Raw genomic sequence first — 26960 nt, 5'->3', positions numbered from 1 at the left:
GCCGGTGTCAGGCGCCGGTGTCCGCCGCCTGCGCGGCGACGCCGCGGCCGGCTTCCCTCGCCTGGAGAACCGCGTCGGCGAGCAGGTCGAGGACCGGCTCGGGCCGGGTGCCCTCGGGATCGGCAAGCCAGGCCAGCACGAGACCGTCGAAGGTGACGGCCACGAGCTGGGCGAGCGCGGCGGCCCGTCCGGGTTCGACGTCCACGAGCAGGGGCGCGAGGGTGTGCGCCGCCAGATCCCGGTAGCTGCGGTACTGGCGCCTGGCCAGTTCGCGCATGGACGGGTTCCGCAGCGCGAGCGCGGTGAGTTCGTAGTACCCGAGCTGGGTGCCGGGGTCGTCGCCGGACACCTCGGCCCACGCGGCGCGCAGACCCGCCCGCAGATCCTCCGGCGTCACCACGCCGTCCAGTCGGTCACCCGCGGCGACCGACTTCCGCAGGCGCTCGACGATGGCGAGGACCACGTCCTGGAGCAGCTCGTTCTTGTCGGTGAACCAGTAGTGGACCGTGCCCTGCGGAACGCCCGCCTCTTCGGCGATCTTGCGGGTGGTGGCCGAGGCCACGCCCTCCCGGCCGATGACCCGGATCGCCGCCGTGACGAGTTCCTCGCTCGTGGCGCGTTGCGCACGACGGCGTCTGCTCGGCGACTGCCCGGACTCGACGGGTTCGGCATCCATGGGCCTCAGTCTGGCACGGCGTCTCGATTTGGTCACGCGACCAAGATATCTGGTCAGCCGACCAAACGCCGCGTACGCTCACGCCCAACCTCGCCGAGCACAGCAAGAGGAGGCACCGTGAGAACCGATCAGCAGGGCGAACGTTCCGCGCCCAGCACAGGCGCGCCCGAAGCGGGCAAGGGCCGAGCGCGCCGCGTACTGTCCACCCGCCGGGTGGTCTTCCTTGTCATCGCCGCCGCGGCCCCGATGGCCGCCATTTCCGGCAACGCGCCCCTCGCACTCGTCCGCGGCGACGGCATCTCCCTGCCCGCCGCGTACATCCTGGCGGCCGCGGTCCTGCTGTGCTTCGCCGTCGGATACTCGGCGATGAGCAGGCGGGTCGTGAACGACGGCGCGTTCTACGTCTTCGTCGCCCGCGGCCTCGGCAAGCAGGCCGGCGTCGCCACCGCGTACGTCGCGGCCCTGGGGTACCTCTCGCTCGCGGTCGGGATGGCCGCGGTGTTCGGGTACTTCACCTCCCTGGTCTTCGCCCAGTCCGGCGTCGACGTTCCGTGGGGCGTGTTCACCGCGGCCGGGGTGGTGGTCGTGGCCGCGTTCGGGCACCGGAGCGCGGACGTCTCGGCGCGCTTCCTCGGCATCCTCATGGCCCTCGAGTTCGCGGTCCTGCTCGTCCTCGACGTCCTCGTCGTCGGGCACAAGGGCGGCGCCGCGTTCCCGGCCGAGTCGTTCTCGGCGGGGCAACTGTTCGGCGGCTCGCTCGGCATCGCGCTCATGTTCGCCTTCACGAGCTTCGTGGGCTTCGAGTCGGCGGCCCTGTACGGGGAGGAGACCGGGGACCCGGCGCGCAGCATCCCGCGCGCGCTGTACATCTCGGTGACCTCGATCGCCGTCTTCTACGTGCTCACCGCGTGGATCGTGATCGGCGGCGCCGGCGGCACCGCGGCGCCGGAGCGGGCGCGCAAGGACCTGGGGAACCTGGTCTTCACGCTCGCCCAGCAGTACGGCGGGACCGTGCTGGTCGACGCCTGCGCGGTACTGCTGTGCACGAGCGTCCTCGCCTCCTGGATCGCGCTGCACAACGCCGCGAGCCGCTACCTGTTCGCACTCGGCTGGGAGCAGGTCGCGCCGCGGGCGCTCGGCCGCTACCACCCGGTGCACCAGAGCCCGCACGTCGGCAGCACCGTCGTCACCGCCGTCACGGTCGGCGTCGTCGGCGTCATGGGCCTGGCCGGCGCGGACCCCTACGAGACGATCGCCGCGGCGGTCGTCGGCCTGGGCACGCTGTCGATCGTCCTCGTCCAGGCCGGCACGGCGCTGGCGGTGGCGGTGTTCTTCCGCGGCCGCGGCGACCGGCGGCCGTTCTCCGGCGTCGTGGCACCGGTCGTCGGCGCGCTCGGACTCGGGACGGCGTTCGTCCTGGCCTCCACGAACTACGAGACCCTGACCGGCTCCGACAACGTGATCGTCAACGCCGTTCCGCTGCTGATCGTCGTCACGGCCGCCGCCGGTGTCGTCGCCGCGCTGCGGCTGCGCTCCCGGCGCCCGCTCGCCTACACCCAGCTGGCCGGCACCAGGAACCGGCACCGCCCGGACCGGCGCACCCCGGACGAGCGGCCGGCGTACACCCGGCGCTACTGCGTCGTCGGCGCCGGGCCCTCCGGGATGATCATGGCGCGCAACCTGCTGCGCGAGGGCGTGCCGTTCGACTGGTACGAGCGCAATCCGGACTTCGGCGGGATCTGGGACCCCGACTTCGCCGGCAGCCCGATGTACGACAGCTGTCACTTCATCAGTTCCAGGTACACCAGCGGCTTCTACGGCGCGCCCATGCCCGCCCACTTCCCGGACTACCCGCGCTGGCGGGAGATCCGCGACTACATCAGGGACTTCGGCCGCCAGTACGACCTCCACCGGCACGTCCGCTTCGGCACCGAGGTGACGTCCGCCGAGCCGATCGCCGACGACCGGTGGCGGGTCACGCTCTCCGACGGCACGGTCCGCGAGTACGACGGGCTCATCTGCTGCCCCGGCGTCACCTGGCACCCGAACCAGGTCGCCCTGCCCGGGCAGGAGGTCTTCCGCGGCACGGTCCGGCACTCGGTCACCTTCCGGGACGGCCTGGAGTTCCGCGGCAAGCGGGTGCTCATCGTGGGCGCCGGCAACTCCGGCGTCGACATCGCCTGCGACGCCGCACGGCACGCGGAGACGGCGTACCTGTCGGTGCGGCGCGGCTACCGGTTCGTGCCCAAGCACGTCGCCGGCCTGCCGACCGACGCTCTGCTCACCGGGAAGCTCGACCCGCCGAAGGGCGTCGTGCTCTCCAGCGACGTCAACGCGATGCTCGACTCGCTCGTCGGCGACCTGACCCGCCTCGGGCTCCCGGCGCCGGACCACGACGCGCTGAGCAGCCACCCCATCATGAACACCCAGGTGCTGCACCACCTCGCGCACGGCGACCTGGTCGCCAAGCCGGACATCGCGCGCCTGACCGAGACCGGCGTGGTGTTCGCCGACGGCAGCGAGGCCGAGGTCGACGAGATACTCCTGGCGACCGGCTACGAGTACCGGATGCCGTTCCTCGACCAGGGACTGCTGGAGTGGAAGCACGGCCACCCGCAGCTGTACCTCAACGTCTTCGCGCGGGAGCTGGACTCCCTGTACGTGCTCGGCTTCGTCGAGTTCGCGGACGCCGCGTACAAGCGGTTCGACGAGATGGCCCAGCTCATCATGATCGACATCAACGCCCGGGAGACCGGCGTCCGCAAGGACGAGCTGACCGAGCTCAAGCGCACCGACACCCCGGACCTGCGCGGCGGCGTCGAGTACGTCGACAGCCCGCGACACACCAACTACGTCGAGCGCTCCACGTACATGGCCTACCTCGCGCAGTTCCGCGACCGGTTCGGCTGGCACGACGTCGACGACCACACCTACGACGGCCTGCGCGCCGACGCGCCGGCCGGCACCACCTCGGCCTCCCCCACGTCCGAACCGCCGAAGGAGCCCAGCCATGTCTGACCGTCCGCCTCTCACGCTCGTCACCGGCGCCGCCGGCGGGATCGGCGAGGCCGTCTGCGCCCGGCTCGCCGCACGGGGCGGCACCCTGCTGTGCGTCGAGCGCGACGAGACACTCGCCCGGAAGGCGGCCCTCGCGGCCGGAGCGGACGCCGTCCCCGTCGCCTGCGACCTGTCCGACCGGGACGCGGTCGCGGCGCTCTGCGCACGGATCGAGGACGACTGGGCCGACCGGCTGGAACTGGTCTTCCTGAACGCCGGGGTGATCGTCCCCGGAGACGTCGTGGACTCCTCGGCCGCCCGGCTCCGCCTCCAGCTCGACGTCATGCTCGGATCCGTCACGGAGCTCGCGGCCTCCGCGGCTCGCGTGATGAAGGCGCGCGGCCGGGGGCACATCGTCGCCACGGTGTCGACGGGCGGCATCCTCGCGCTTCCCGGCTCGGCGGCGTACTCGGCGGCCAAGGCGGGGCTGCGCGCCTACCTCGCGGCGCTGAGCGCCGAACTGCGCGGGACCGGGGTCGCGGTCAGCGGAATCTACCCGAGCGCCGTCGACACCCCGATGCTGCTGCACGAGGCGACGCACGACGGCAGCCTGCTCAACTTCCTGGGCAAGGTGAGCACGGCCGACGACGTCGCGCGGGTCTTCGAGCGCGCGCTGCGCCGGCGCCGCCTGGAGCACTACCTTCCGTACAGCGACTCGGTCCTGTGCCGGATCCTCGAGTCGTTCCCCTGGGCCGTGCCGCACCTGCTGGGCCCGGCCGAGGCGATCGGCCGGCGGGGGCGCGCGAAGTACCTGGCGCGCAAGGGGATCCCCCAAGGATGAGACCGTCGCCCGTGGCGGCCGGCACACCCAGGCCGCCACGGGCGACGGGCCCGTGTGAGCATGAGAACCGTCCGCCGTACGAGGTCTGTGACGGCAGCAACCCCGGCGAACGCCGCGACGGCCTGCGCCTGGCCCTGGTCATCGAGAGCGGCGGCATGCGCGGGACCATCTCCGGTCGAGCACCTGTACCGCGAGGTGGCCCGCATGGACCTCGAGTCCATGCGGGCCGACCCGGTGGAGTACCTCCCTGGGCCAGGGCGGTGCGGTAGGGGATCGACTCGGCGAGCCCGGCGTCGTAGAAGACCCGCCCGCCCAGTCCCGCCGCGCGCGCGATGTCCCGCTCAGCCCGGCTGGCCGGTGCGGCGCAGGACCGGGCGGAGCGACTCGATGACGCTCGGGTCGTCCACCGTGGAGGGGATGGGTTCCTCCCGTCCGTCGGCGATGCCCCGCATCGTCTTGCGCAGGATCTTGCCCGAGCGGGTCTTGGGCAGCGCGGGCACGACCGCGACGTCCTTGAGGGCGGCGACGGCGCCGATCCGCTCGCGCACCAGCTGGACGAGTTCGGCCTCGACCTCCTCCGGTTCGCGGCCGCTGCCCGCCTTCAGCACGACGAAGCCGCGCGGCACCTGCCCCTTGAGGGCGTCGGCGACCCCGATGACGCAGCACTCGGCGACATCGGGGTGGGATGCCAGGGCCTCCTCCATGCTGCCGGTGGACAGCCGGTGCCCGGCGACGTTGATGACGTCGTCGGTGCGGCCCATGACGAAGACGTAGCCGTCCTCGTCGATGTGGCCGCTGTCGCCGGTGAGGTAGTAGCCGTCGAAGGCGGAGAGGTAGGAGGCGACGTAGCGCGCGTCGTCGTTCCAGAGGGTGGGCAGGGCGCCGGGCGGCAGGGGGAGCCTGACGACGATCGCGCCGTCGGTGCCCGCCGGGAGCGGCTGCCCCGAGGGGCCGACGACGCGGACGTCCCAGCCCGGCAGCGGGAAGGTGGGCGAGCCGGGTTTGACGGGGGCGGCCTCGATGCCGACCGGGTTGGCGACGATGGGCCAGCCGGTCTCCGTCTGCCACCAGTTGTCGATCACCGGGATGTCCAGCAGTTCGCTCGCCCAGCGGTAGGTCTCGGGGTCGAGGCGCTCACCGGCGAGGAACAGGTAGCGCAGGTGGGAGAGGTCGTACTGGGCGGCGAAGGAGCCCTCCGGGTCCTGCTTGCGGATGGCGCGGAAGGCGGTCGGCGCCGTGAACATCGACTTGACGCGGTACTCGGCGGCCACCCGCCAGAACTGGCCGGCGTCCGGCGTGCCGACCGGCTTCCCCTCGTACAGGACCGTGGTGGCGCCCGCCAGCAGCGGCCCGTAGACGATGTACGAGTGACCGACCACCCAGCCCACGTCGGAGGCGGTGAACATGGTCTCGCCCGGGCCCACGTCGTACACGGCCTCCATCGACCAGCGCAGCGCGACGGCGTAGCCGCCGCAGTCGCGGACGACTCCCTTGGGCTTCCCGGTCGTTCCGGAGGTGTAGAGGATGTAGAGCGGATCGGTCGCGGCCACGGGGACGCAAGCGGCCGGCTCGGCGCCGGCGACCGCCTCGTTCCAGTCGAGGTCGTCCGGCCCCAGCTCGGCCTCCGCCTGCGGGCGTTGCAGGACGACGCACTTCTCCGGCTTGTGGGCGGCGAGTTCGATCGCCCGGTCCAGCAGCGGCTTGTAGGCGATGACGCGCTTGCCCTCGATGCCGCAGGAGGCGGAGACGACCACCTTGGGGGTGGCGTCGTCGATGCGGACCGCGAGCTCGGGCGGCGCGAAACCGCCGAAGACGACCGAGTGGACGGCGCCGATGCGGGCGCAGGCCAGCATCGCCACGGCCGCCTCCGGGACCATCGGCATGTAGATCACCACCCGGTCGCCGTGTCCCACGCCGAGCCGGGTGAGGGCGCCGGCGAAGGCCGCCACCTCGTCCCTCAGGCCGGCGTAGGTGTAGGTGCGGTGGGTGCCGGTGACCGGGGAGTCGTAGACGAGCGCGGGCTGCTCGCCCCGGCCGGCGTCGACGTGCCGGTCGAGCGCGTTGAAGCAGACGTTCAGCCGCCCGTCCGGGAACCAGCGGTGGAAGGGGGCGCCCGTGGAGTCCAGGGCCCGCGACGGCGTCACTTCCCAGTCGACGCCCTGCGCCGCCTTCAGCCAGAAGGTCTCCGGGGCTTCGAGGCTGGCGCGGAAGACATCTTCGTACGTTCCCATCGCGCTCTCCTTGACCGGACTCGTATGGGTCACCTGCATGATCTCGCGGCCGGCCGGTCTTCGGGAGCCCAGGTCACCGTCGTGGGCCGAATTCTTCACGCAAGGAAGCTCAAGCGTACCTTTCGATGCGGATTGTCCCTGTTCGTGTCGACCAGGCACACCGACTGCCAGGTGCCCAGTTCCAGGCGGCCGCCCAGCACCGGCAGCGTCGCGTGCGGCGGCACGAAGGCCGGCAGGACGTGGTCGCGGCCGTGGCCGGGGCTGCCGTGCCGGTGCTGCCACCGGTCGTCGGCGGGCAGCAGGGTGTGCAGGGCGGCGAGCAGGTCGTCGTCGCTCCCGGCCCCCGTCTCGATGATCGCGATGCCGGCGGTCGCGTGCGGGACGAAGACGTTCAGGAGGCCGTCCCGGCCGGCCGCCGCCTCCCGCAGGAAGGCTTCGCAGTCGCGGGTGAGGTCCACGACCCGCTCGTGGGAACCGGAGGCCACGTTCAGGACTCGGGTGGTGAAGGCGTCTGACATGCCCCCATCCTGACCCATGCCGCGGGCCTCCGGCCCGGGATCAGGGGCCCGCGACCGGAGACCGGGGCAGGCGGCCGAAGGCCGGCGACCGAGGAGTCGGCGGGCCAAGGGGCTGGGAAGACCCGTGACCTTCGCGCGGTTGGTAGAAGCGTGAACAACATGCGCGAGGTCGAGGTGGTCGTCATCGGCGCCGGTCAGGCCGGCCTGTCCGGCGCCTATCACCTGCGCCGTACCGGTTTCGAGCCGGAGCGCGACTTCGTGGTGCTGGACCACTCCCCCGGTCCGGGCGGCGCCTGGCAGTTCCGGTGGCCGTCGCTGACGTACGGCAAGGTGCACGGAATGCACTCGCTGCCGGGGATGGAGCTGACGGACGCCGATCCCGCGCGGCCGTCCTCCGAGGTGATCACCGAGTACTTCGCCGGGTACGAACGCGCCTTCGGCCTGCCCGTGCGGCGGCCGGTCGACGTGCGCGCCGTGCGGGAGGGCGCGGGCGGCCGGCTGCTCGTCGAGACCTCGGCCGGTACCTGGTCGGCGCGGGCGCTGATCAACGCGACCGGCACCTGGGAACGGCCGTTCTGGCCGCGCTACCCCGGCCAGGAGACCTTTTCGGGACGCCAGTTGCACACCGCGCGGTACCCCGGGCCGGAGGCGTTCGCCGGGCAGCGGGTGGTCGTGGTGGGCGGCGGCGCGTCCGGCACCCAGCACCTGATGGAGATCGCCCCGTACGCGGCCGCCACCACCTGGGTGACCCGGCGGCCGCCGGTCTTCCGCGAGGGGCCCTTCACCGAGGAGGTGGGCCGGGCGGCCGTCGCGCTGGTGGAGGAGCGGGTGCGGCAGGGGCTGCCGCCGCGGAGCGTGGTGTCGGTGACCGGGCTGCCGCTGAACGACGCGGTCCGGCAGGCGATCGCGGACGGGGTCCTCGACCGGCAGCCGATGTTCGACCGGATCACACCGGACGGGGTGGAGTGGAAGGACGGGCGGCACGTCGACGCCGACGTCATCCTGTGGGCCACCGGGTTCCGGGCGGCGATCGACCATCTGGCGCCGCTGCGGCTGCGCGAGCCGGGCGGCGGTATCCGGATGGCGGGGACGCGCGCGCTCGCCGATCCCCGGGTCCACCTGGTCGGCTACGGGCCGTCGGCCAGCACCGTCGGCGCCAACCGGGCCGGCCGGGCCGCCGTCCGGGACATCAGGCGCCTACTCGCCGGGGAACCGGCCGTCGCCGCGTGACGCCCCGCGGCGACGGCCTGGAGGCAGCCGGCCTCCCGGTCATCGGGTCGGCCGTCCGCCGGGGTGGCGGGCGTCGAACTCGGCGACGTTGCGCCGGTGTTCGGCGTAGTCGGCGGTGAAGCGGGTGTCGCCGGGCTTGACGGTGACGAAGTACAGCCAGTCGCCCGGCGTCGGGCTGATGGCCGCGCGCATGGCGTCCACCCCCGGGTTGTCGATCGGCGTGGGCGGCAGGCCCATGCGCTGGTACGAGTTGTAGGGGCTGTCGATCCGGGTGTCCTTCTCGGTCGTCCGCCCCTTCGGGCGGTTGAGCCCGTAGTCGACGGTGGAGTCCATCTGCAGCGGCATGCCGCGCTCCAGCCGGTTGAAGATGACCCGCGCCACCTTGCCCATGTCGGCCTTGGTGGCGGCCTCGGCCTGGACGAGGCTGGCGATGGTGACCGCCTGATAGACGTTCATCGCGTTGCGCTGCGCGCCGGCCGCGATCGGGGCGCCGTTGAACTTCCTTCCGGCGTTCTCGGTCATGGCCGCCAGCAGGGACTCCGGGGTCGCCCTCTCCGGCAGTGGATACGTCGCCGGGAAGAGATAGCCCTCCGGGTTGCCCCGGGCGTCGTCCGGCAGCCTCAGGTTCGCCTTCGGGAGCGACTTCCGCGTGCTGCCCGGGGGCAGGGCGAGGGCCTTGTCGACGGCCGCGTAGATCTGGCTCGCCCGCCAGCCCTCCGGGATCACCAGCGAGGTGGGCCGGGTGTCGCCGGTCTCCTCCCGGGTCAGCAGCGGCACCGCCACGGCGGTGCCGGCCACGACGGCTCCGGTCGCGATGAGGACGAGCCGGCCCCGGCGCGTCAGTCGGATCGTGTTCCGAGGCGGAGTGTTCGTCTGCATGCGGGCACGTTAACCCGCATATCGCTACAAACCCGGCATATTTTCAGCTTGTCGGCTCCAGTTGGGCATCCCGGCGTACGAGGGCGGCGTACCGTCCGTCCCGCTCCAGCAGTTCCTCGTGCGTGCCCCGTTCGGCAACGTGCCCGGAGTCGAGGACCACGATCTGGTCCGCGCCGCGGATCGTGGACAGGCGGTGCGCGATGGTGATCGTGGTGCGGTCGGCCGACAGGGCGTCGATGGCCTCCTGTACGGCGTGCTCGGTACGGGTGTCCAGGGCGCTGGTGGCCTCGTCGAGGATCAGCACCGGCGGGTCGCGCAGGATGGTGCGGGCGATGGCCAGGCGCTGCTTCTCGCCGCCGGAGAAGCGGTGGCCGCGCTCGCCGACGACCGTGTCGTAGCCGTCGGGCAGCGACGCGATGTGCTCGTGGATCTGCGCCGCCTCCGCCGCGGCCCGCAGCTCCTCGTCGGTGGCGTCCGGCTTGGCGAAGCGGAGGTTGTCGGCGACCGAGGCGTGGAAGAGGTACGTCTCCTGCGAGACGACGCCGACCGCGCGGGCGAGGGTGTCGAAGTCGAGGTCGCGGACGTCGACCCCGTCGAGGGTGACCCGCCCGCCCGTCACGTCGTACAGGCGCGGTACCAGGTAGCCCAGCGTCGACTTGCCGGCCCCGGTCGGGCCGACGACCGCGAGGCTGCTGCCCGCGGGGACGGCGATGTCGATGCCGTCGAGGATCGGGGCGCTCCTGCCGTCGTGGCCGTCGTAGCGGAACTCGACGTCCTCGAAGCGGACCTCGCCCTTGATCCGGTCGAGGCGGACCGGCTTGTCCCGCTCGGTGATGTCGATCGGCAGGTCGAGGTACTCGAAGATGCGCTGGAACAGCGCGAGGGAGCTCTGGATCTGGACGCCGGTCGCCAGCAGGCTGACGGTCGGGCGGAACAGGCCCTGCTGGAGCGAGACGAAGGCGACGATCGTGCCGATCGAGACCTCGGGTCCGCCGAGCCGCAGGGTCACCCCGGCGGTCCAGTAGATGACGGCCGGCATGGCGGCCATGACGATGGTGATCACGGCCATGCGCCAGCGGCCGGCCATGTTCGACCGCACCTCCAGGTCGACCAGGCGCTCGGACTCGTCGGAGAAGGTCCGGGTGAGCGAGTCGGAGCGGCCCATGGTGCGGCCCAGCAGGATGCCGCTGACGGAGAGCGACTCGGTGACCGTGGCCGCCATCGCCGCCATCTGCTTCTGGCGCTGGGTGGTGATCCTCTTGCGTTCGTTGCCGACGCGGCGGCTGATCCACACGAAGACCGGCAGCAGCAGGAGGGAGACGACGGTCAGGCGCCAGTCGAGGGCGATCATCGCGACGATCGTGGCGATCACGCTGGTCAGGTTGGAGACCAGGGAGGTGGCGGTGGAGGTGACGGTGGCCTGCATGCCGCCGATGTCGTTGGCGATGCGGGACTGCACCTCACCGGTACGCGTGCGCGTGAAGAACGCGAGCGACATGCGCTGCAGACGGCCGTAGACGGCGGTGCGCAGGTCGTGCATGACGCGCTGGCCGACGGTCGTGGAGATCAGGGTCTGCAGCACGCCGAAGACGCTGGTGAGGACGGCGCTCAGGATCATGCCGAGGGCGAGCAGGCTGAGCAGGCCGGTGCGGCCCTCGGGGATGGCGACGTCGAGGATCGCCTTCAGCAGGAAGGGCGTCGCGACGGAGACCAGGGACGCGGCGCCGACCAGGAGGCCGACGACGGTGAGGCGGCCGCGGTAGGGGCGGAAGAGTCGCAGGATGCGGCGGACCTGCCGGGGCTGCTCCTTGGCGTCGGCCGGCGGTGTCCAGCGGGGTTCGTGGTCGGGATGCATGGGCTCCTACGGGGAGTGAGAGGACGAGAACGAACGGAGCTTAGCTCATTGTTACCTATGCTCACAATGAACCTGGTCCTGTTATTGTTCCCGTATGACGACCCCCGATCCGGACAGCCTGCTCGCCGAGCAGCTGCTGCGGTTCACGCGCCGCGTGCACCGCATCCAGAAGCGCCACATAGAGCAGTCCGGGCTGGGCGTCACCCCGGCCCAGTCCCGGCTGCTGCGCACCCTGGCGCACTTCGGCTCGCCGCCCCGCATGGCCGACCTCGCCGAACGCCTGGAGGTGGTGCCGCGGGCGGTGACGACGCTGGTCGACGGGCTGGAGGCGAGCGGCAAGGTGCGCCGGGTGCCGGATCCGGCCAACCGCCGGGTGATCCGGATCGAGCTCACCGACGACGGACGCAAGGCCCTGCGGGAGCTGCGCGGAGCCCGCAGGTCGGCCGCCGAGGAGATCCTCGCGCCGCTCACCGGCGAGCAGCGCGAGGTGCTCGGCGGGCTGCTGGACACGCTGGTGGACGGGGCGCCCGAGCAGGGGCGCACCTGCTGAGCGTCCCGCCGCTCGTCGTCGTGTCGTGCCGGGCCGGGCCGGACACGACGTCGTTCAGTCCTTCAGGTGGGCCCGGTCCCCCATCACCACCACCGGACGGCTGTCCGGGTCGAGCGTGCGCAGCAGGTACTCCATCGCCGGTTTCGGCAGACTGACGCAGGCCGACGTGCCGCTGCCGTGGTCCATGTGCAGCCAGATGCCGCCGCCCTTGCCCTGGCCCTCCGGGCGGGCCGGGTCGTTGGGCGGCCTGCCCTCGACGCGGTTGTAGTCGATGGCGATGACGTAGTCGAAGTCGTGCCAGTGCGACCTGGCCCACCAGCGGGGGGCCGCGAAGGCGGTGGAGCGCGTGTAGGGCAGCCTCGCTCCGGGGTCCGGGAGGACACCGCCCGCGTCGGTGAGCGTGAACACTCCCACGGGGCTGCGGTTGTCGCCCTCGTGATGGCCGGTGGTCCAGCCCCGCTTGCCGTTGTGCGCGGGCCAGCCGCGGACGCGCTGCCAGGAGGCGCCGCGCCTGGTGTACAGAACGGCGGTGGAGTCGGCGGAGTCCGGGCCCGCGCCGTAGACGGCCAGGACCTGGCGGGAGCCGGCGGGAATCCTGCGCAGCAGACGGTCGCCGATGCCGGGGACGCGGGTGCGGCCGGGGGCGGGGTGGCCGGCGGAACGGGAGTCCGCGCCGTCGTCGCGCCCCGAACGGGCGTCGTGGCGGGCGCCGTCGCATGCGGACAGGAGGGTCAGGGGGGCCAGGAGACCGACGAGGGCCGCCGTGGTGACGATCGCGTGCCGGACACCGCTGCCACTGTGCATCGCCCCATGGTCGCACCGCCGGTCGTGGCGTACCGGACACGGCAGCCGGTTCTGAGCGGTGGCGTCGAAAACCGTTTGCTTCCGACCGCTTTCTGACGCGAGCCTTTCACGGTTTGCTGCCACACCGCGCGGTTCCTCCTCGTCTCCCCTTGTCTCCCTTTCCGCTCCCTCCCGACCCGCCCCTTTCCGACCCGAGCCTCCGGGTCCCTGACACGAGCCTCCGGGACGTCATCCGTCATGCAGATCCAAGACCTTCCCTACTCCGACCCCGGCCTGCCGGACGCGCGGTCCGGGCCGCGATTTCTGTGGTGGCTGGCCCGGAATCAGCTCGGTGGACAGTGCGCGTCGTTCGCCTGGGGACTGCTGCACTTCGCCTCGGTCTCCGCGCTGCCGTTCTGCGTGGGCGTCGCCGTGCAGGCCGTCGTCGACCGCTCCGGCGGCCGACTCGCCCTCGCGGGCGGGCTGTTGGCGCTCGTCTGCGCCGGCAACGCGGTCGGCGACACATTCCTGCACCGGGCCGCGGTCACCAACTGGATCACGGCAGCCGCCCGCGTGCAGCAACTGCTGGCCCGCAAGGCGGCCCGGCTGGGCTCGGCGCTGACCCGGCGCGTCGCGGCCGGCGAGGTCGTCGCCGTCTCCACCGGCGACGTCGAGAAGATCGGCTGGTTCGTCGAGGCCGTCTCCCGGTTCACCGCGGCGGCGGTCACGACCGTGCTGGTCTGCGTCGCCCTCGTGGTCTACCAGCCGGCGCTCGGTGTCGTCGTCGCCGTGGGCCTGCCGGTGCTGGCGGTCGCGGTGCTCCCGCTGCTGCCGCGGGCGACCCGACGCGCCGACCTCCAGCGCGAGAAGGCGGGCCGGGCCACCGAACTGGCCTCGGACACCGTCGCCGGTCTGCGCGTGCTGCGCGGCATCGGCGGCGAGGAGTTGTTCCTCGACCGCTACCGCCGCGCCTCCCAGGAGGTGCGGCAGGCCGCGGTGCGCAGCGCCCGCATGTGGTCGCTGATCTCGGCGATCCAGGTACTGCTGCCGGGGCTGCTGCTCATCGCGGTCGTCTGGTACGGCGTCCGGCTGGCCCACGAGGGCCGGGTCACCGTGGGCGAACTGGTCACCGTCTACAGCTCGGTGATGGTCCTGACCTACCCGCTGCGCAACTTCGAGGAGATCGCGATGGCCTACTCCTTCTCGCGGCCCTCGGCCAGGCGGGCGGCGCGTGTGCTGTCGCTGGAGCGGGCCACGGACACCACGGGGCCGGGCACCGCCAGGTCGGACACCACGGGGCCGGGCACCGCCGGGTCGGACACCGCCGGGCCGGACGCTGCCGACCTCCCCTCCGGGGACCTGTACGACCCGGAGACCGGTCTGCTCGCGCCCGCGGGACTGCTGACCGCGGTGGTGTGCGGCGACCCGGACGCGGCGGGGCGGCTGGCCGAACGGCTGGGCGGGCATCCCGCACATCCCGCCGAGAAGGGCACGTCGGTGCTGCTGGGCGGGGTGCCGCTGGACGGTCTGCCGCTCGACTCGGCCCGGGCGGCCGTCCTCGTCCAGGACAAGGACCCGGTCCTGCTGTCCGGCTCGCTGCGTGAGCTGTTCGACGTACCCGCCTCCGGTGACGTGCCGGCGGCCGAGGCGCTGGCGGCCGCGCAGTGCGCGGACGTACTGGCGGCGATCACCCAGGGGTCGCTGGACGCGGCGGACCCGATGGACGCCCGCGTCACCGAGCGGGGCCGGTCGCTCTCCGGCGGCCAGCGCCAACGGCTCGCGCTGGCCCGGTCCCTGGTCACGGACCCGGAGGTGCTCGTCCTGGACGAGCCGACCTCCGCCGTCGACTCGCACACGGAGGCGCGGATCGCGCGGGGCGTACGGGATCTGCGGGCAGGCCGGACGACGGTGGTGTTCACCTCGTCGCCGCTGCTGCTGGACCGTGCGGACCGGGTCGTGCTGGTGCACGACGGCCAGGTCGCGGCGGTCGGTCGGCACCGGGAACTGGTCCGCACCGAGCCCCGGTACGGGGCGGTGGTGTCCCGCGAGACGGCCACGGAAGCCGACTCCCCGGACGCGGACGGCTCGCCGGACGCGAACGACCGCGCCGCCCTGCCGGGACGCGGTGACCGGAACGACGACGACGCCCTGCGGATCGCCCTGGAAGAGATCGAGGAGTCGGCATGATCGGCGTGGCGCCACCGGCGTACGACCCGGCGGCCCCGACGACGGCGAACACCCTGCCGGTCGGCGCCCCCGCGACCGTACGCGCCTACGTGGCCGAACTGTTCCGGCGCCACCGCCTGGCCTTCCTGCTGCTCGTCACCGTCAACACGGTGGCCGTCGCCGCCTCGATGGTCGGCCCCTGGCTGCTGGGCGGTCTCGTGCAGCGCGTGTCGGACGGGACGCGGGAACTCCACCTGGAGCTCACCGCCGGGCTGTTCCTGCTCGCGCTGGCCGTGCAGGCCGCGTTCGTGCGGCAGGTGCGGCTGCGCGGGGCGATGCTCGGCGAGCGGATGCTGGCCGACCTGCGCGAGGACTTCCTGGTGCGGTCGGTCGCCCTGCCGCCGGGCGTCCTGGAGCGAGCCGGGACGGGCGACCTGCTGTCCCGGATCACCACCGACATCGACCGGCTGGCCAACGCGATGCGCGAGGCCGTGCCCCAGTTGTCCATCAGCGTGGTGTGGGCCACGCTGCTGCTGGGCGGGCTGGTGGTCACCGCTCCGCCGCTGGCCCCCGCCGTTCTGCTGGCGCTGCCGCTGCTGATCATCGGCTGCCGCTGGTACTTCCGGCGGGCGCCCGCCGCCTACCGGTCGGAGGCCGCCGGGTACGCGGCCGTCGCCGCCGCGCTCGCCGAGACCGTGGACGCCGGGCGCACCGTCGAGGCCCACCGGCTCGGCCCGCGCCGCACCGAACTGTCGGAACGGCGGATCAAGGAGTGGACGGCCTGGGAGCGCTACACGCTCTGGCTGCGGTCGGTGCTGTTCCCGGTCGTCAGCGTCACCCACGTGACGGTCCTCTCCTCGGTACTGATCATCGGGGGTGTGTTCGTGCTGCGCGGCTGGATCGACGTCGGGCAGCTGACGACCGGCGCGCTGATCGCGCAGATGCTCATCGACCCCGTCGGGCTGATCCTGCGCTGGTACGACGAACTGCAGGTGGCACAGGTGTCCCTGGCCCGTCTGGTCGGGGTGCGGGACATCGAGCCGGCGGCCGGCGACGCCTCGGTGGTCCCCGACGGGCGGGCCGTGCACGCGGACCGGGTCCGCTTCGGTTACCTGGAGGGCGTGGACGTCCTGCGCGAGGTGTCCCTCCGGGTCGCTCCCGGCACCAGGCTGGCGCTGGTCGGCCCGTCGGGCGCCGGCAAGTCCACCCTGGGCAGGCTGCTCGCCGGGGTCTACGCGCCCCGGGACGGCCGCGTCCTGCTCGGCGGCGCCGAACTGGCCCGGATGCCCGCCGAGCGGGTGCGCTCGCATGTGGCCCTCGTCAACCAGGAGCACCACGTCTTCGTGGGTTCACTGCGCGACAACCTGCTGCTGGCCCGCACCGACGCCACCGACGCGGAGCTGTGGGCGGCGCTCGGCGCGGTCGACGCCGACGGCTGGGCCGGAGCACTCGGTGAAGGACTGGACACCGAGGTCGGCTCGGGAGGGCTCGCGCTCACCCCCGCCCAGGCCCAGCAGATCGCGCTGGCCCGTCTGGTGCTCGCCGACCCGCACACGCTGGTCCTGGACGAAGCGACCTCGCTCCTCGACCCGCGGGCGGCCCGGCACCTGGAACGGTCGCTGGCCCGGGTCCTCGACGGCCGCACCGTCGTCGCCATCGCGCACCGCCTGCACACCGCCCACGACGCCGACGTCATCGCCGTCGTCGAGAACGGCCGCATCAGTGAGCTGGGCAGCCACGACGAACTGGTCGCGGCGGACGGCGCCTACGCCGCGCTGTGGAGGTCGTGGCACGGGTGACCGCGGGCGGCGGCCGGGAGGGGTGACCGGGGGGCGCGGTGGGTGCGGGCCGCGGGCCCACCGGGCCACCGCTCGCCCCGGCGCTCGCGCCTTGGCGTTGCGCAGCCCCGAACCGGGGTGGAAGGCTGGACATCGGCACCGGCTCGGGGAGCGCCCGGGAACGTCGGTTCATCCGCGTGCGCGGTCGGTGCCCCGCGTCCCGGCGGCACGCCCGCCGACCGCGGCGAGAAGGGCCCGTCCCCAGCACCTGGAGGTACCGTGACCAGCGCCGAAGGATGGGGAGACGACGTCTACCAGCCGGACGCGTCCGAGATCCGGGACGACTCGGGTCTGCTGGATGCGGAGGACACCCTGGACTACGACGGGGTCGACGACCCCCTCGACCGGGGCTGGTCCCCTCCGGAGAGACCCTGGGCCGTGGATCACGTCGGGGTGACGGCGGCGGAACGCCAGCAGGGGGAGACGCTGGACCAGCGGCTCGCCGAGGAACTGCCCGACCTCGCGCCGCCCGACGGCGACGGAATCGGCGACTGCGACGGCACCGACGGGGAACCCCTGGACAACGAGGTCGGCGCCGCCCGATCCGGCCGGCTGGTGGCCCCCGACGAAGGGGCGCACGAGGACGAGGAGAGCGCGCTGATCGCCAACGACGTGGGCATAGACGGCGCGGCGGCGTCCGCCGAGGAGGCCGCCGTGCACATCGTCGACGAGGACAGCCTGCCCGGTTGACCGCGACGCCCCCCGTCCGAGGAACACGCGCGCGGACCACCGAGTGGGACGACGGTGAGCCCTGCCCGGTGGACGTGGAGATCTCCTCCGAGAGCCGCCCCTTCCGCACGGGCAAGGCCGGGACCATGGGCTCGGACGGCCGCATCGCCCGGTGCGAGCGGCGGTACGGCGGCGAAGCGGGGCAGGCCGGCTGACACCCGGCGCCGGACGGACCGTGAGCGGCGCGCGGCGCGGCCCGCCGGAGCGGGCCCGCGCGGGCGCCCGGCTCAGATGAAGTTCAGTGCCGCCGCGCAGCCCACCCCGCCGAGCAGCATGAACACCGGCATCAGCACCTTCAGCTCGACCCAGCTGCCCGCCCGGAACCGCATGGCCTTCGGCGGGCCGATCGGATACCAGCGCTTGCGGCCCACCGGGATCGGCCACAGGATCGGGCAGCCGGACACCGTCAGCGCGTCCCCGATGTCGTGCACGAGCGCCCCCAGCACGATCGGCAGTCCCAGCCACAGATACGCCTGGCCGGGCTCGGTGAACAGCCAGCTCGATCCGTTCCCCGGCTTGTCCAGGACACCGGCGAGGATCCACGCGGTGGCCGCGGCCAGCAGCCAGACCAGGACGTCGCTGCTGGAGCCGCGGGCGGCCCGCCACAGCAGGCCTTCGATCGCCAGCACCATGTGGACGAAGAGGATGGCCAGCACCGCCCAGCGGCCGCCGGTGATCGCGATGCCCGAGGCGCCCGCACCGGTCAGGACGGCCCACAGCCAGGTGTGCGTGAGCGTGCGGTGGCCGCCCGAGCGGCGCGGGTCGCCCTGCTTCCTCGTCGCCTTGTAGACGGCGTAGGAGAGCTTGTCGACTATCTCGCACAGCCACCGCGACAGCGGCCCGAAGGCGCGCGAGATGGTGGCCGCCTTGTGGTCGAGGTCCGGAGCGAGCGCGGCTCCGGCGCAGATCAGGGCGCCGGTCAAGAGGACGGGCCAGGGCATCGAGTGCCCGGCCGCGGCGGCGGCCGCACCGACGCCGAGCCAGGCGGCGGCCCCCGACAGTGAGTGTGCTGGTCCCATCATCGCCGCTGCCCGCCCCATTCGTCCTGTGCCGCTGTCCGGTTGCCCCGGTGCGCTGACGCGCCGTCGGCGACACAGCGTAGCGGTCGTGATCTTCCTCAGGACATCCGATTCCCCTACCGGGCGGAAGGCCAGGCAAGATGGGTGCGTGACCCTCATCGACCAGCTGCCGCCGACCGCCGATCCCGACGCCCTGTACGAAGCCTTCGAGTCGTGGGCCCAGGAGCGCGGTCTCACGCTGTACCCCCACCAGGAGGAGGCGCTGATCGAGGCGGTCTCCGGGGCCAATGTGATCGTGTCGACGCCCACCGGCTCCGGCAAGAGCATGATCGCGGCGGGGGCGCACTTCGCCGCGCTGGCCCGGGACGAGGTCACCTTCTACACGGCTCCGATCAAGGCGCTCGTGTCGGAGAAGTTCTTCGAGCTGTGCAAGCTGTTCGGCACCGAGAACGTCGGCATGCTGACCGGTGACGCGTCCGTCAACGCCGACGCCCCGGTGATCTGCTGCACCGCGGAGGTGCTCGCGTCGATCGCGCTGCGCGACGGCAAGCACGCGGACGTCGGCCAGGTCGTCATGGACGAGTTCCACTTCTACGCCGAGCCGGACCGCGGCTGGGCCTGGCAGATCCCCCTGCTGGAACTTCCCCAGGCCCAGTTCATCCTGATGTCCGCCACGCTCGGCGACGTCTCGATGTTCGAGAAGGACCTCACCCGGCGCACCGGCCGGCCGACGTCGGTGGTCCGCTCGGCGACCCGGCCCGTGCCGTTGTCGTACGCGTACCGGTTCACCCCGCTCACCGAGACGCTGACCGAGTTGCTGGAGACCAGGCAGGCGCCGGTCTACATCGTCCACTTCACTCAGGCGCAGGCCGTCGAGCGGGCGCAGGCGCTGATGAGCATCAACATGTGCTCGCGCGAGGAGAAGGAGCAGATCGCCGAGCTGATCGGCAACTTCCGCTTCACCACCAAGTTCGGCCGCAACCTCTCCCGCTACGTCCGGCACGGCATCGGCGTCCACCACGCCGGCATGCTGCCCAAGTACCGCCGGCTGGTGGAGAAGCTCGCGCAGGCCGGGCTGCTGAAGGTGATCTGCGGCACGGACACCCTCGGCGTGGGCGTCAACGTGCCCATCCGCACCGTGCTGTTCACCGCGCTCACCAAGTACGACGGCAACCGTGTCCGTACGCTGCGGGCCCGCGAGTTCCACCAGATCGCGGGCCGCGCCGGACGGGCGGGCTTCGACACGGCGGGCTTCGTCGTCGCGCAGGCGCCCGAGCACGTCATCGAGAACGAGAAGGCGCTCGCCAAGGCCGGCGACGATCCGAAGAAGCGCCGGAAGGTCGTCCGCAAGAAGGCGCCCGAGGGATTCGTCGGGTGGACGGAGAACACCTTCGACAAGCTCATCGAGTCCGAGCCGGAGCCGCTGACGTCCCGGTTCCGGGTCACGCACACGATGCTGCTGTCGGTGATCGCCCGTCCGGGCAACGCCTTCGAGGCGATGCGGCATCTGCTGGAGGACAACCACGAGCCGCGCAAGCAGCAGCTGCGGCACATCCGGCGCGCCATCGCGATCTACCGCTCGCTGCTCGACGGCGGCATCGTGGAGAAGCTCGACGAGCCGGACGCCGAGGGCCGCATCGTGCGCCTCACCGTGGACCTGCAACAGGACTTCGCGCTGAACCAGCCGCTGTCCACCTTCGCGCTCGCCGCGTTCGAGCTGCTGGACCCGGAGTCTCCGTCGTACGCCCTGGACATGGTCTCGGTCGTCGAGTCGACGCTGGACGACCCCCGGCAGATCCTGGCCGCCCAGCAGAACAAGGCGCGCGGCGAGGCGGTCGCCGCGATGAAGGCGGACGGCGTCGAGTACGAGGAGCGCATGGAGCGCCTCCAGGACATCACCTACCCGAAGCCCCTGGAGGAGCTGCTCTTCCACGCCTACAACACCTACCGCAAGAGCCATCCGTGGGTGGGCGACCATCCGCTGTCGCCGAAGTCGGTCGTTCGCGACATGTATGAACGGGCGCTCTCCTTCACCGAGTTGGTGTCCCTCTACGAGCTGGCCCGCACCGAGGGCATCGTGCTGCGCTACCTCGCCGGCGCCTACAAGGCCCTGGACCACACCATCCCGGACGACCTGAAGTCCGAGGATCTGCAGGACCTGATCGAGTGGCTCGGCGAGACGGTCCGCCAGGTCGACTCCAGTCTGCTGGACGAGTGGGAGCAGCTCGCCAACCCGGAGGTGATGACGGCCGAGGAGGCCCAGGAGAAGGCCGACGAGGTCAAGCCGGTCACCACCAACGCGCGCGCGTTCCGCGTGCTGGTCCGCAACGCCCTGTTCCGCCGCGTCGAGCTCGCCGCCCTGGACCAGGTCGAGGAGCTGGGCGAGATGGACGCCGAGGCCGGCTGGGACGCCGAGGCCTGGGGCCGGGCGATGGACAAGTACTGGGACGAGTACGACGACCTCGGCACCGGACCCGACGCCCGGGGTCCCAAGCTGCTGGTCATCCAGGAGGAACCGGACAACCGTCTGTGGCGCGTCCGGCAGATCTTCGACGACCCGAACGGCGACCACGACTGGGGCATCAGCGCGGAGATCGACCTCACGGCCTCCGACGCGGAGGGCCGCGCGGTGGTCCGGGTCACCGACGTCGGTCAGCTGTGAGCCGAGGAGAGTCCCCCGCATGACGAACCCGGCCGACAGACTGGTCGATCTTCTCGACCTGGAGCAGATCGAGGTCGACATCTTCCGCGGCCGCAGCCCGCAGGAGTCCCTCCAGCGGGTCTTCGGCGGCCAGGTGGCGGGCCAGGCGCTGGTCGCCGCGGGCCGCACCACGGACGGCGACCGTCAGGTGCACTCGCTGCACGCCTACTTCCTGCGCCCGGGCCGGCCGGGGGTGCCGATCGTGTACCAGGTCGAGCGGATCAGGGACGGCAGGTCGTTCACGACCCGCCGGGTCACCGCCGTGCAGCAGGGCCGCACGGTCTTCATTCTCACCGCCTCCTTCCACCGGCCTGAGGAAGGTCCTTTCGAGCACCAGCTGCCGCCGGCCCGGAGGGTCCCCGACCCGGAGTCCCTGCCGACCGTCATGGAAGAGGTCCGGGCGCATCTGGGCGCGCTGCCGGAGCAGCTGGAGCGGATGGCGCGCCGTCAGCCCTTCGACATCCGGTATGCCGACCGGCTGCGCTGGAGCGCCGAGGACGTCAAGGGCGCCGAACCGCGCAGTGCGGTGTGGATGCGCGCGGTCGGGCCGCTGGGCGACGACCCGCTCGTGCACACCTGCGCGCTGACCTACGCCAGCGACATGACCCTGCTGGACGCCGTCCGCCTCCCGGTCGAGCCCCTGTGGGGCCCGCGCAACTTCGACATGGCCTCGCTGGACCACGCCATGTGGTTCCACCGGCCGTTCCGCGCGGACGAGTGGTTCCTGTACGACCAGGAGTCACCGATCGCGACAGGCGGACGCGGTCTGGCCCGCGGCCGCATCTACGACGTGGAGGGGCGGCTGCTGGTGTCCGTGGTGCAGGAGGGGCTCTTCAGGGCCCTGTAGCCCCTCCACCCCGGACTCGACCCCCTCGAGACCCGGTTCCCCGGTCGCGCGGTTCGTGGCGGTCGCTCATTTCGGTCCTTCCGGCGGAGCGTTCCGCACCGCCCGTCCGACCTCCGTGCGCAGCGCCACGAAACCGGGAGAGCTGCGCGTGGTGATCTGGTCCCGCTCGCCCGGCAGGGCGACCGGCAGGTCCCGGACGACCCGGGAGCCGGGGCCGGGAGAGAGGACGACGACGCGGTCTCCCACGTACACGCTCTCGTCGATGTCGTGGGTGACGAACACGATGGTCGTGTCGTCGGCGCGGTGGACCTCCAGGAGCAGGTCCTCCAGATCCTCGCGGGTGCCGGCGTCCAGCGAGCCGAACGGCTCGTCCATGAGCAGCAGCGAGGGCCGGCAGACGAGGGCACGGGCGATGGCGACGCGCTGCTGCATACCGCCGGACAGCTCCCGGGGATGGCGCCGGGCGGCTCCGTGCAGCCCGACCCGTTCGAGGATCGTCTCGGCCTCGGCTCGGCGGGCGGCGCGGGTCAGGCCCCGGCGGCGCAGCGGCAGGGCCACGTTGTCGCGTACGGTCAGCCAGGGCAGCAGCGAGCGGCCGTACTCCTGGAAGACCACGGCGAGCCGCTCCGGGACGCCGGTCACCGGTGTCCCGTCGACCGTGACCGCGCCCTCCTGCACGGGCAGCAGCCCGGCGATGGTGCGCAGCAGCGTGGACTTGCCGCAGCCGGACGGCCCGACCACGCTGAGGAGTTGTCCGTCGGGCACGGTCAGGCTGATGCCGTCCAGGACGTGCTGGTCGCCGAAGTGCCGGCTGACGGAATCGAGGCGCAGCATCCTTCACCCGGCCCAGGGCTCGTACAGGGTGCCCGCGCTGCCGGTCACCGCGAGGTGCAGCAGGAAGGGGCCGGCGTCGTCGCCCCGGCCCAGGGCGTGGTCCAGGGCGGCCGGCAGTTCCCCTGGGTGCTCGGCGCGGGCCGCGGGGCAGCCGAAGGACTCCGCGAGTGCCGCGAAGTCGATGCCCGTGATGTCGGTGCCGGGAACGGGTGCGATGCCGATCCGGCGGCCCAGCGCGCGCACGGCCGCGTAACCTCCGTTGTCCAGGAGGATGTAGGTGACCGGTGCCGTGTGTCGGGCCGCGGTCCACAGGGCCTGCACCGAGTACAGCGCCGAACCGTCCCCGACCACGCACACCACCCGGCGCCGGTCGGCGAGCGCGCGGCCCACCGCGAGGGGCAGGCCCCAGCCGAGCGCCCCGCTGCCCGTGGTGAGGAAGCCGCCGCTCTGCTCGACGGGCAGGCGCGCGTGGAGCGCGTCACGGTGGCTCGGCGCCTCCTCGACGAGGACCCGGTCGCGCGGCAGCCTGGCGCGCAGCAGATCGAAGAGCAGCTCCGGGGTGATGTGCCCCTCGGCGGCGGCCGGAACGGGGGCCGGCCGCGGCGGTGGCGGGTCGCGGTCGGGTTCGCTCAGTAGCCCGGTGAGCCGTTCCAGGGCGGGCCGCAGAGTCGTGACGATGCTGGTGCCGGTGGGCAGCCAGGCGGCCTGGCCGGGGTCGCAGTCCAGATGGAACAGCTCGGTCCCGGGCGCGAGCGGCCGGCCCCCGTCCGCCACGTGATAGGTGAACACCGGGGCGCCGAGGGCGACCACCACGTCGTACGGCGCGAGGCGCGCGGACAGTTGGCGGGCGACCGGCGGTAAGAAGCCCTGGAACAGCGGATGCGACTCCGGGAAGCCGGAGCGGCCGGACAGGGGGCTGATCCACACCCCGGCCCGGATCCGCTCGGCCAGCGCCCGCACCTGTTCCAGCGCGTCCTCGTCGTCCACGCCCGGACCGACCACGAGCGCCGGGCGCCGGCAGGTCTCCAGCCGGGCGGCGAGTGCGTCGAGGGCGGCGGGGGCAGCCGTGAACCCCGAGTGCACCGTGCGGGGTGTGAGGGGTTCGGCGGGCCGCTCCCAGTCGTCCTCGGGCACGGACACGAAGACCGGGCCGCGGGGCGGCGCCATCGCGACCCGGTACGCCTCGGCGAGCACGGCCGGCACGTCCTCGGCCCGCTCCGGCTGGCGCGCGAACTTCACGTACGGGCGCGGGAACAGGGCCGGTTCGTCGGCGCCGAGGAACGGCCGCAGCTGGATCAGCGAGCGCGTCTGCTGCCCCGCCATGATGAGCAGTGGCACCCGGTCGCGGAAGGCGTTGAACACCGCGCCGAGCGCGTGCCCCACCCCACCCGCCGAGTGCAGGCCGACCAGCGCGGCCCGCCGGGTGCCGAGCGCGTGCCCGGCGGCCATGCCGACGGCGACGGACTCCTGCAGGCCCAGCACATAGGTGAAGTCGTCCGGCCAGTCGCGGAACATCCGCAGTTCCGTGGAGCCCGGATTGCCGAAGACCGTGGTCATGCCGTTGTCGCGCAGAAACCGTACGACCGCCTCGCGCACCGTGGCCGTCGTCATGCTGTCCTCCCTGCGGACGATCCCGGGCCGACGAGCCGCTTCTCGACCGCCAGCAGTCCGGTGTTGAGGAGATACCCGAGTACGCCGAGCAGCAGCAGCGCGGACCACACCGTGAGCAGGTCGGAGCGCGTCTGGGCGTCGGTGAGCGTGAACCCGATGCCGTCGTCACTACCCGGCAGCAGTTCCGAGAACACCATCAGGATCAGGCACAGCGACAGGCTGAGCCGGAGCCCGGCGAAGATCCGGGGCAGCGCCGAGGGCAGGATCAGGAACCACAGCCGCTCGGGTGCCGTCAGCCGCAGCACGGCCGCCGCCTCGAGCCGCAGCGGATCGGTGGCGCGGGCGCCCTCGGCCGAGTTGATCAGCACCGGCCACACGGCGCCGAACACGATCGAGGCCACCTGCATGGGCGTACCGACGTCGAAGACGACGACGAACACCGGCACCAGCGCGGGCGGCGGCACGGCCCGCGCGAACTGGAGCACCGGGTTGCACAACGCGTACGCCCGGCGCGAGCGGCCCACCGCGATCCCGAGGGTGATCCCGGCGACTGCGGCGAGCGTGAACCCGGCCGCCATCCGGCCCAGGCTCGGCAGGATGGTGCCGACGGCGTCCGAGGTGACGAACAGATGGCCGGCCGGGCCCGAGAACCACAGGTCGCGGGCGTGCCGGGCGATCCGCAGCGGTGGCGGGAAGTACACGCTGTGCAGCGCACGGGCGGCCAGTTCCCAGCAGAGGAGGGCGCCGAGGAACACCGACCAGCGCAGCAGGAAGGGCACGGCGGTGGTGCGCGGCGAGCGGGGTGCGGGTCCGCTCCGCGTCTGCGTCCGCGTCTGTGCCTGCGTCTGCGTCATGGGCGGCCCCGCTCCGGCTTCCCCGGCACTGGGCGGGGTTCCTGCGCCCAGGCGAACAGCCGCCGCTCGGCACCGACCAGTACGCCGTTGATCACCAGCCCGAGGCCGCCCGCCCACACCACCCCGGCCAGCACGTCCCGCGTGCCGTCGGTTGCCGTCTGGGCCTGGGCGATGAAGATGCCGAGGCCCTGGCCGAAGCCGGAGAGGATCTCCGTCGCGACGGCGAGGATCAGGGCGACCGCGGCCGAGATCCGCACACCGGCGGCGATGAACGGGGCGGTGGCCGGCAGCTGTGCCCGCAGCAGCACCGCGAGCCGGCCGAACCCGAAGGCCCGCAGGGTGTCCCTGGCCAGCGGGTCGCTCTCGCCGAGGCCGTAGACGGTGTTGAACAGCACCGGCCACAGCGAGGCGTACGCGATCAGCGTCACCTCCGTCTGTGTGCCCGACCCGAGCAGCAGTGACACGAGGGGGATCAGCGCGACGGACGGCAGGGGCCGCAGGAACTCGATCACGGTGCGCGCGGCGGCCTCCACCACCGGCACCGCGCCCAGCAGCAGTCCCAGCGGCACGGCGAGCGCGCAGGCGAGCCCGAGGCCGAGCGCCCAGGCCCGCAGGGTCACCCCGATCCCGTCGAGGAAGGCCGGGTCACCCGCCAATCGTGCGGCGCGGACGAGGACTTCGGATGCGGGCGGCAGATAGCTCCGCCGGACGATCCCGGCCCGGGACACCGCCTCACAGATCCCGAAGGCCGCCGCCGCGCCGCTCAGGCCCAGCAGGAATTCCTGACGCCGTGTCATTTCACCAGCAGGGGTGCCGGTTCGATGTCCTTGGACAGCAGTCCCTGGGCGCGCATGAGCCGGACGAGCCGGTGCAGCACGGACGGATCGGCGGCCGGTGGATAGGTGGGCAGGTGGATCGACTTGGCCTGGTCCGCGGTCACCTTGGTGTATTTCGGCAGTTCGGCGCGCACCGCCGCCGGGTTCTCGGCGGCCAGCCTGGACGCCGCCTCGACGGCACGCCGGAAGCCCGCCGCCGCCTTCGGGTTCTTCTTCACGAAGTCGGCCGTGGTGACGTATCCGCTGGCGGGCAGGCCCCTCGCCGGTCCCGAACCGCCGTCGAGCAGAACCCTCGCGCCCAGTTCGCCCTGGATGGCCGAGTCGAAGGGCTCGACCGCGTGTGCGGCGTCCACCTGGCCCCTCTGCAGAGCGGGGCCCATCTGCGGGAACAGGATCTGCCGGTAGACGGGTCGCCCGGCGTGCCGGGCGTCGAGGATCGCGTTCAGGGTCAGGGACTGGATGTTGTTCAGGACGGCGACGGCGACCTTCTTGCCGGCGAGGTCCGCGGGCGACTTCAGGGCCGAGTCCTTGGGCACCAGGACATCCATCATGTGCGGGGCGATGCGTACGCCCTCGGCGAGGATGCGCAGGTCCAGGGTGCCCTTCTCGTACGCCTGGAAGTAGGTCACGTAGTTCGCGCTCGCGATGACGTCCACCTGGCCCTTGAGCAGCGCGGGCAGCGCCTGGATGCTCTGCTGCACGGGCTGGATGCGCACGTCCAGGCCCTCTTTGGCGAACAGCCCGCGGTCCCGGGCCAGGTAGAGGGCGGCGGAGTCGGTGAGCGGCAGTGCCGCCACGGTCAGCTGCGGCCGGCCGTCACCGGAGTGCGACGTGCCGCCGCTGTCACAGCCCACCAGGATCAGCGCCACGGTGGCGGCAAGCGCGGCAAGGCGTTTGGTTCCCGAACGTGATCGATGTAAAGGCATGTCGGCATGACTACCCTCAATCTGTCATGATCGCTACAG

At 72.6% G+C, this 26960-nt stretch carries 21 protein-coding genes and 1 pseudogene; 10 read left to right on the top strand and 12 right to left on the bottom strand.

Annotation, left to right across the window (positions count from 1 at the left end; all coding sequences use genetic code 11):
* Nucleotides 1–7: 7 nt before the first annotated feature.
* A complete protein-coding gene (locus ACZ5GT_RS02945; RefSeq protein WP_469013346.1) occupies nucleotides 8–676 on the bottom strand; it encodes a TetR/AcrR family transcriptional regulator in 669 nt (222 codons plus the stop codon).
* Nucleotides 677–793: 117 nt separating this feature from the next.
* On the opposite strand from ACZ5GT_RS02945, the gene ACZ5GT_RS02940 reads away from it, so the two are divergent.
* A complete protein-coding gene (locus ACZ5GT_RS02940) occupies nucleotides 794–3694 on the top strand; it encodes an amino acid permease (protein WP_469013343.1) in 2901 nt (966 codons plus the stop codon).
* Entirely contained in the window at nucleotides 3687–4514 is an 828-nt protein-coding gene (locus ACZ5GT_RS02935; protein WP_469013340.1) for an SDR family NAD(P)-dependent oxidoreductase, read from the top strand. Before ACZ5GT_RS02940 ends, ACZ5GT_RS02935 begins: the two co-directional genes overlap by 8 nt.
* A 341-nt stretch (nucleotides 4515–4855) precedes the next feature.
* Here ACZ5GT_RS02935 and ACZ5GT_RS02930 read toward each other — a convergent pair whose 3' ends face one another.
* Nucleotides 4856–6745, bottom strand: coding sequence for a propionyl-CoA synthetase (locus ACZ5GT_RS02930; protein ID WP_469013338.1), 1890 nt, complete (start codon nucleotides 6743–6745; stop codon nucleotides 4856–4858).
* A 95-nt stretch (nucleotides 6746–6840) separates the two neighbouring features.
* Entirely contained in the window at nucleotides 6841–7263 is a 423-nt protein-coding gene (locus ACZ5GT_RS02925) for a YjbQ family protein (protein ID WP_398265464.1), read from the bottom strand.
* Between the two features lie 150 nt (nucleotides 7264–7413).
* Between ACZ5GT_RS02925 and ACZ5GT_RS02920 the strand changes: the two genes are divergently transcribed.
* Nucleotides 7414–8493: an NAD(P)-binding domain-containing protein gene (locus ACZ5GT_RS02920; protein ID WP_469013334.1), complete on the top strand. Its 1080-nt coding sequence runs from the start codon at nucleotides 7414–7416 to the stop codon at nucleotides 8491–8493.
* Between the two features lie 39 nt (nucleotides 8494–8532).
* On the opposite strand, the gene mltG is transcribed toward ACZ5GT_RS02920, so the two are convergent.
* Both mltG and ACZ5GT_RS02910 read right to left on the bottom strand, forming a co-directional pair.
* A complete protein-coding gene (gene mltG / locus ACZ5GT_RS02915; RefSeq protein WP_469013330.1) occupies nucleotides 8533–9372 on the bottom strand; it encodes an endolytic transglycosylase MltG in 840 nt (279 codons plus the stop codon).
* Between the two features lie 43 nt (nucleotides 9373–9415).
* Nucleotides 9416–11227 carry an ABC transporter ATP-binding protein gene (locus ACZ5GT_RS02910; protein ID WP_469013327.1) on the bottom strand — a complete coding sequence of 604 codons (1812 nt, stop codon included), beginning with the start codon at nucleotides 11225–11227 and terminating at the stop codon, nucleotides 9416–9418.
* A 94-nt stretch (nucleotides 11228–11321) separates the two neighbouring features.
* On the opposite strand from ACZ5GT_RS02910, the gene ACZ5GT_RS02905 reads away from it, so the two are divergent.
* On the top strand, nucleotides 11322–11777 hold the full coding sequence (locus ACZ5GT_RS02905) for a MarR family winged helix-turn-helix transcriptional regulator (protein ID WP_469013322.1): 456 nt from the start codon (nucleotides 11322–11324) through the stop codon (nucleotides 11775–11777).
* Between the two features lie 54 nt (nucleotides 11778–11831).
* Here the strand turns inward: ACZ5GT_RS02905 and ACZ5GT_RS02900 are convergent, their stop codons facing one another.
* Nucleotides 11832–12581: a L,D-transpeptidase family protein gene (locus tag ACZ5GT_RS02900; protein ID WP_469013320.1), complete on the bottom strand. Its 750-nt coding sequence runs from the start codon at nucleotides 12579–12581 to the stop codon at nucleotides 11832–11834.
* A 237-nt stretch (nucleotides 12582–12818) separates the two neighbouring features.
* Between ACZ5GT_RS02900 and ACZ5GT_RS02895 the strand changes: the two genes are divergently transcribed.
* From ACZ5GT_RS02895 to ACZ5GT_RS02880, 4 genes and pseudogenes are all read left to right on the top strand, one after another.
* Nucleotides 12819–14747 carry an ABC transporter transmembrane domain-containing protein gene (locus ACZ5GT_RS02895; RefSeq protein WP_469013314.1) on the top strand — a complete coding sequence of 643 codons (1929 nt, stop codon included), beginning with the start codon at nucleotides 12819–12821 and terminating at the stop codon, nucleotides 14745–14747.
* The gene (locus ACZ5GT_RS02890; RefSeq protein ID WP_469013311.1) at nucleotides 14744–16525 is read left to right on the top strand and encodes an ABC transporter ATP-binding protein; all 1782 of its coding nucleotides are present in this window, start codon (nucleotides 14744–14746) and stop codon (nucleotides 16523–16525) included. Before ACZ5GT_RS02895 ends, ACZ5GT_RS02890 begins: the two co-directional genes overlap by 4 nt.
* 258 nt (nucleotides 16526–16783) lie before the next feature.
* Nucleotides 16784–17254 carry a DUF5709 domain-containing protein gene (locus ACZ5GT_RS02885; protein WP_469013307.1) on the top strand — a complete coding sequence of 157 codons (471 nt, stop codon included), beginning with the start codon at nucleotides 16784–16786 and terminating at the stop codon, nucleotides 17252–17254.
* A gap of 23 nt (nucleotides 17255–17277) precedes the next feature.
* Nucleotides 17278–17448, top strand: a pseudogene (locus ACZ5GT_RS02880) (type B 50S ribosomal protein L31); the annotation flags it as partial.
* A 72-nt stretch (nucleotides 17449–17520) separates the two neighbouring features.
* On the opposite strand, the gene ACZ5GT_RS02875 reads toward ACZ5GT_RS02880, so the two are convergent.
* Nucleotides 17521–18315: a metal-dependent hydrolase gene (locus ACZ5GT_RS02875; protein WP_469013306.1), complete on the bottom strand. Its 795-nt coding sequence runs from the start codon at nucleotides 18313–18315 to the stop codon at nucleotides 17521–17523.
* A 145-nt stretch (nucleotides 18316–18460) separates the two neighbouring features.
* On the opposite strand from ACZ5GT_RS02875, the gene ACZ5GT_RS02870 reads away from it, so the two are divergent.
* Together ACZ5GT_RS02870 and ACZ5GT_RS02865 are read left to right on the top strand one after the other, a co-directional pair.
* On the top strand, nucleotides 18461–20974 hold the full coding sequence (locus ACZ5GT_RS02870) for a DEAD/DEAH box helicase (protein WP_469013303.1): 2514 nt from the start codon (nucleotides 18461–18463) through the stop codon (nucleotides 20972–20974).
* A gap of 19 nt (nucleotides 20975–20993) precedes the next feature.
* Nucleotides 20994–21860 (top strand): acyl-CoA thioesterase, encoded by an 867-nt coding sequence (locus ACZ5GT_RS02865; protein WP_469013301.1) that lies wholly within the window; start codon nucleotides 20994–20996, stop codon nucleotides 21858–21860.
* Between the two features lie 66 nt (nucleotides 21861–21926).
* On the opposite strand, the gene ACZ5GT_RS02860 is transcribed toward ACZ5GT_RS02865, so the two are convergent.
* From ACZ5GT_RS02860 to ACZ5GT_RS02840, 5 genes are read right to left on the bottom strand one after another with little or no spacing between them, the layout of a single operon-like run.
* Complete coding sequence (locus ACZ5GT_RS02860) at nucleotides 21927–22694, bottom strand: ABC transporter ATP-binding protein (RefSeq protein ID WP_469013299.1); 768 nt, start codon at nucleotides 22692–22694, stop codon at nucleotides 21927–21929.
* Nucleotides 22695–22697: 3 nt separating this feature from the next.
* Entirely contained in the window at nucleotides 22698–24305 is a 1608-nt protein-coding gene (gene mdlC / locus ACZ5GT_RS02855; RefSeq protein ID WP_469013297.1) for a benzoylformate decarboxylase, read from the bottom strand.
* Nucleotides 24302–25159, bottom strand: a complete 858-nt coding sequence (locus ACZ5GT_RS02850; protein ID WP_469013293.1) for an ABC transporter permease — start codon at nucleotides 25157–25159, stop codon at nucleotides 24302–24304. Before ACZ5GT_RS02850 ends, mdlC begins: the two co-directional genes overlap by 4 nt.
* Nucleotides 25156–25956 carry an ABC transporter permease gene (locus tag ACZ5GT_RS02845; RefSeq protein ID WP_469013287.1) on the bottom strand — a complete coding sequence of 267 codons (801 nt, stop codon included), beginning with the start codon at nucleotides 25954–25956 and terminating at the stop codon, nucleotides 25156–25158. Before ACZ5GT_RS02845 ends, ACZ5GT_RS02850 begins: the two co-directional genes overlap by 4 nt.
* Complete coding sequence (locus ACZ5GT_RS02840; protein ID WP_469013285.1) at nucleotides 25953–26921, bottom strand: ABC transporter substrate-binding protein; 969 nt, start codon at nucleotides 26919–26921, stop codon at nucleotides 25953–25955. Before ACZ5GT_RS02840 ends, ACZ5GT_RS02845 begins: the two co-directional genes overlap by 4 nt.
* Between the last annotated feature and the right edge of the window lie 39 nt (nucleotides 26922–26960).

This window comes from Streptomyces sp. NPDC031340, from assembly GCF_055569945.1.
This window is presented reverse-complemented; position numbering and strand designations above follow the sequence as displayed.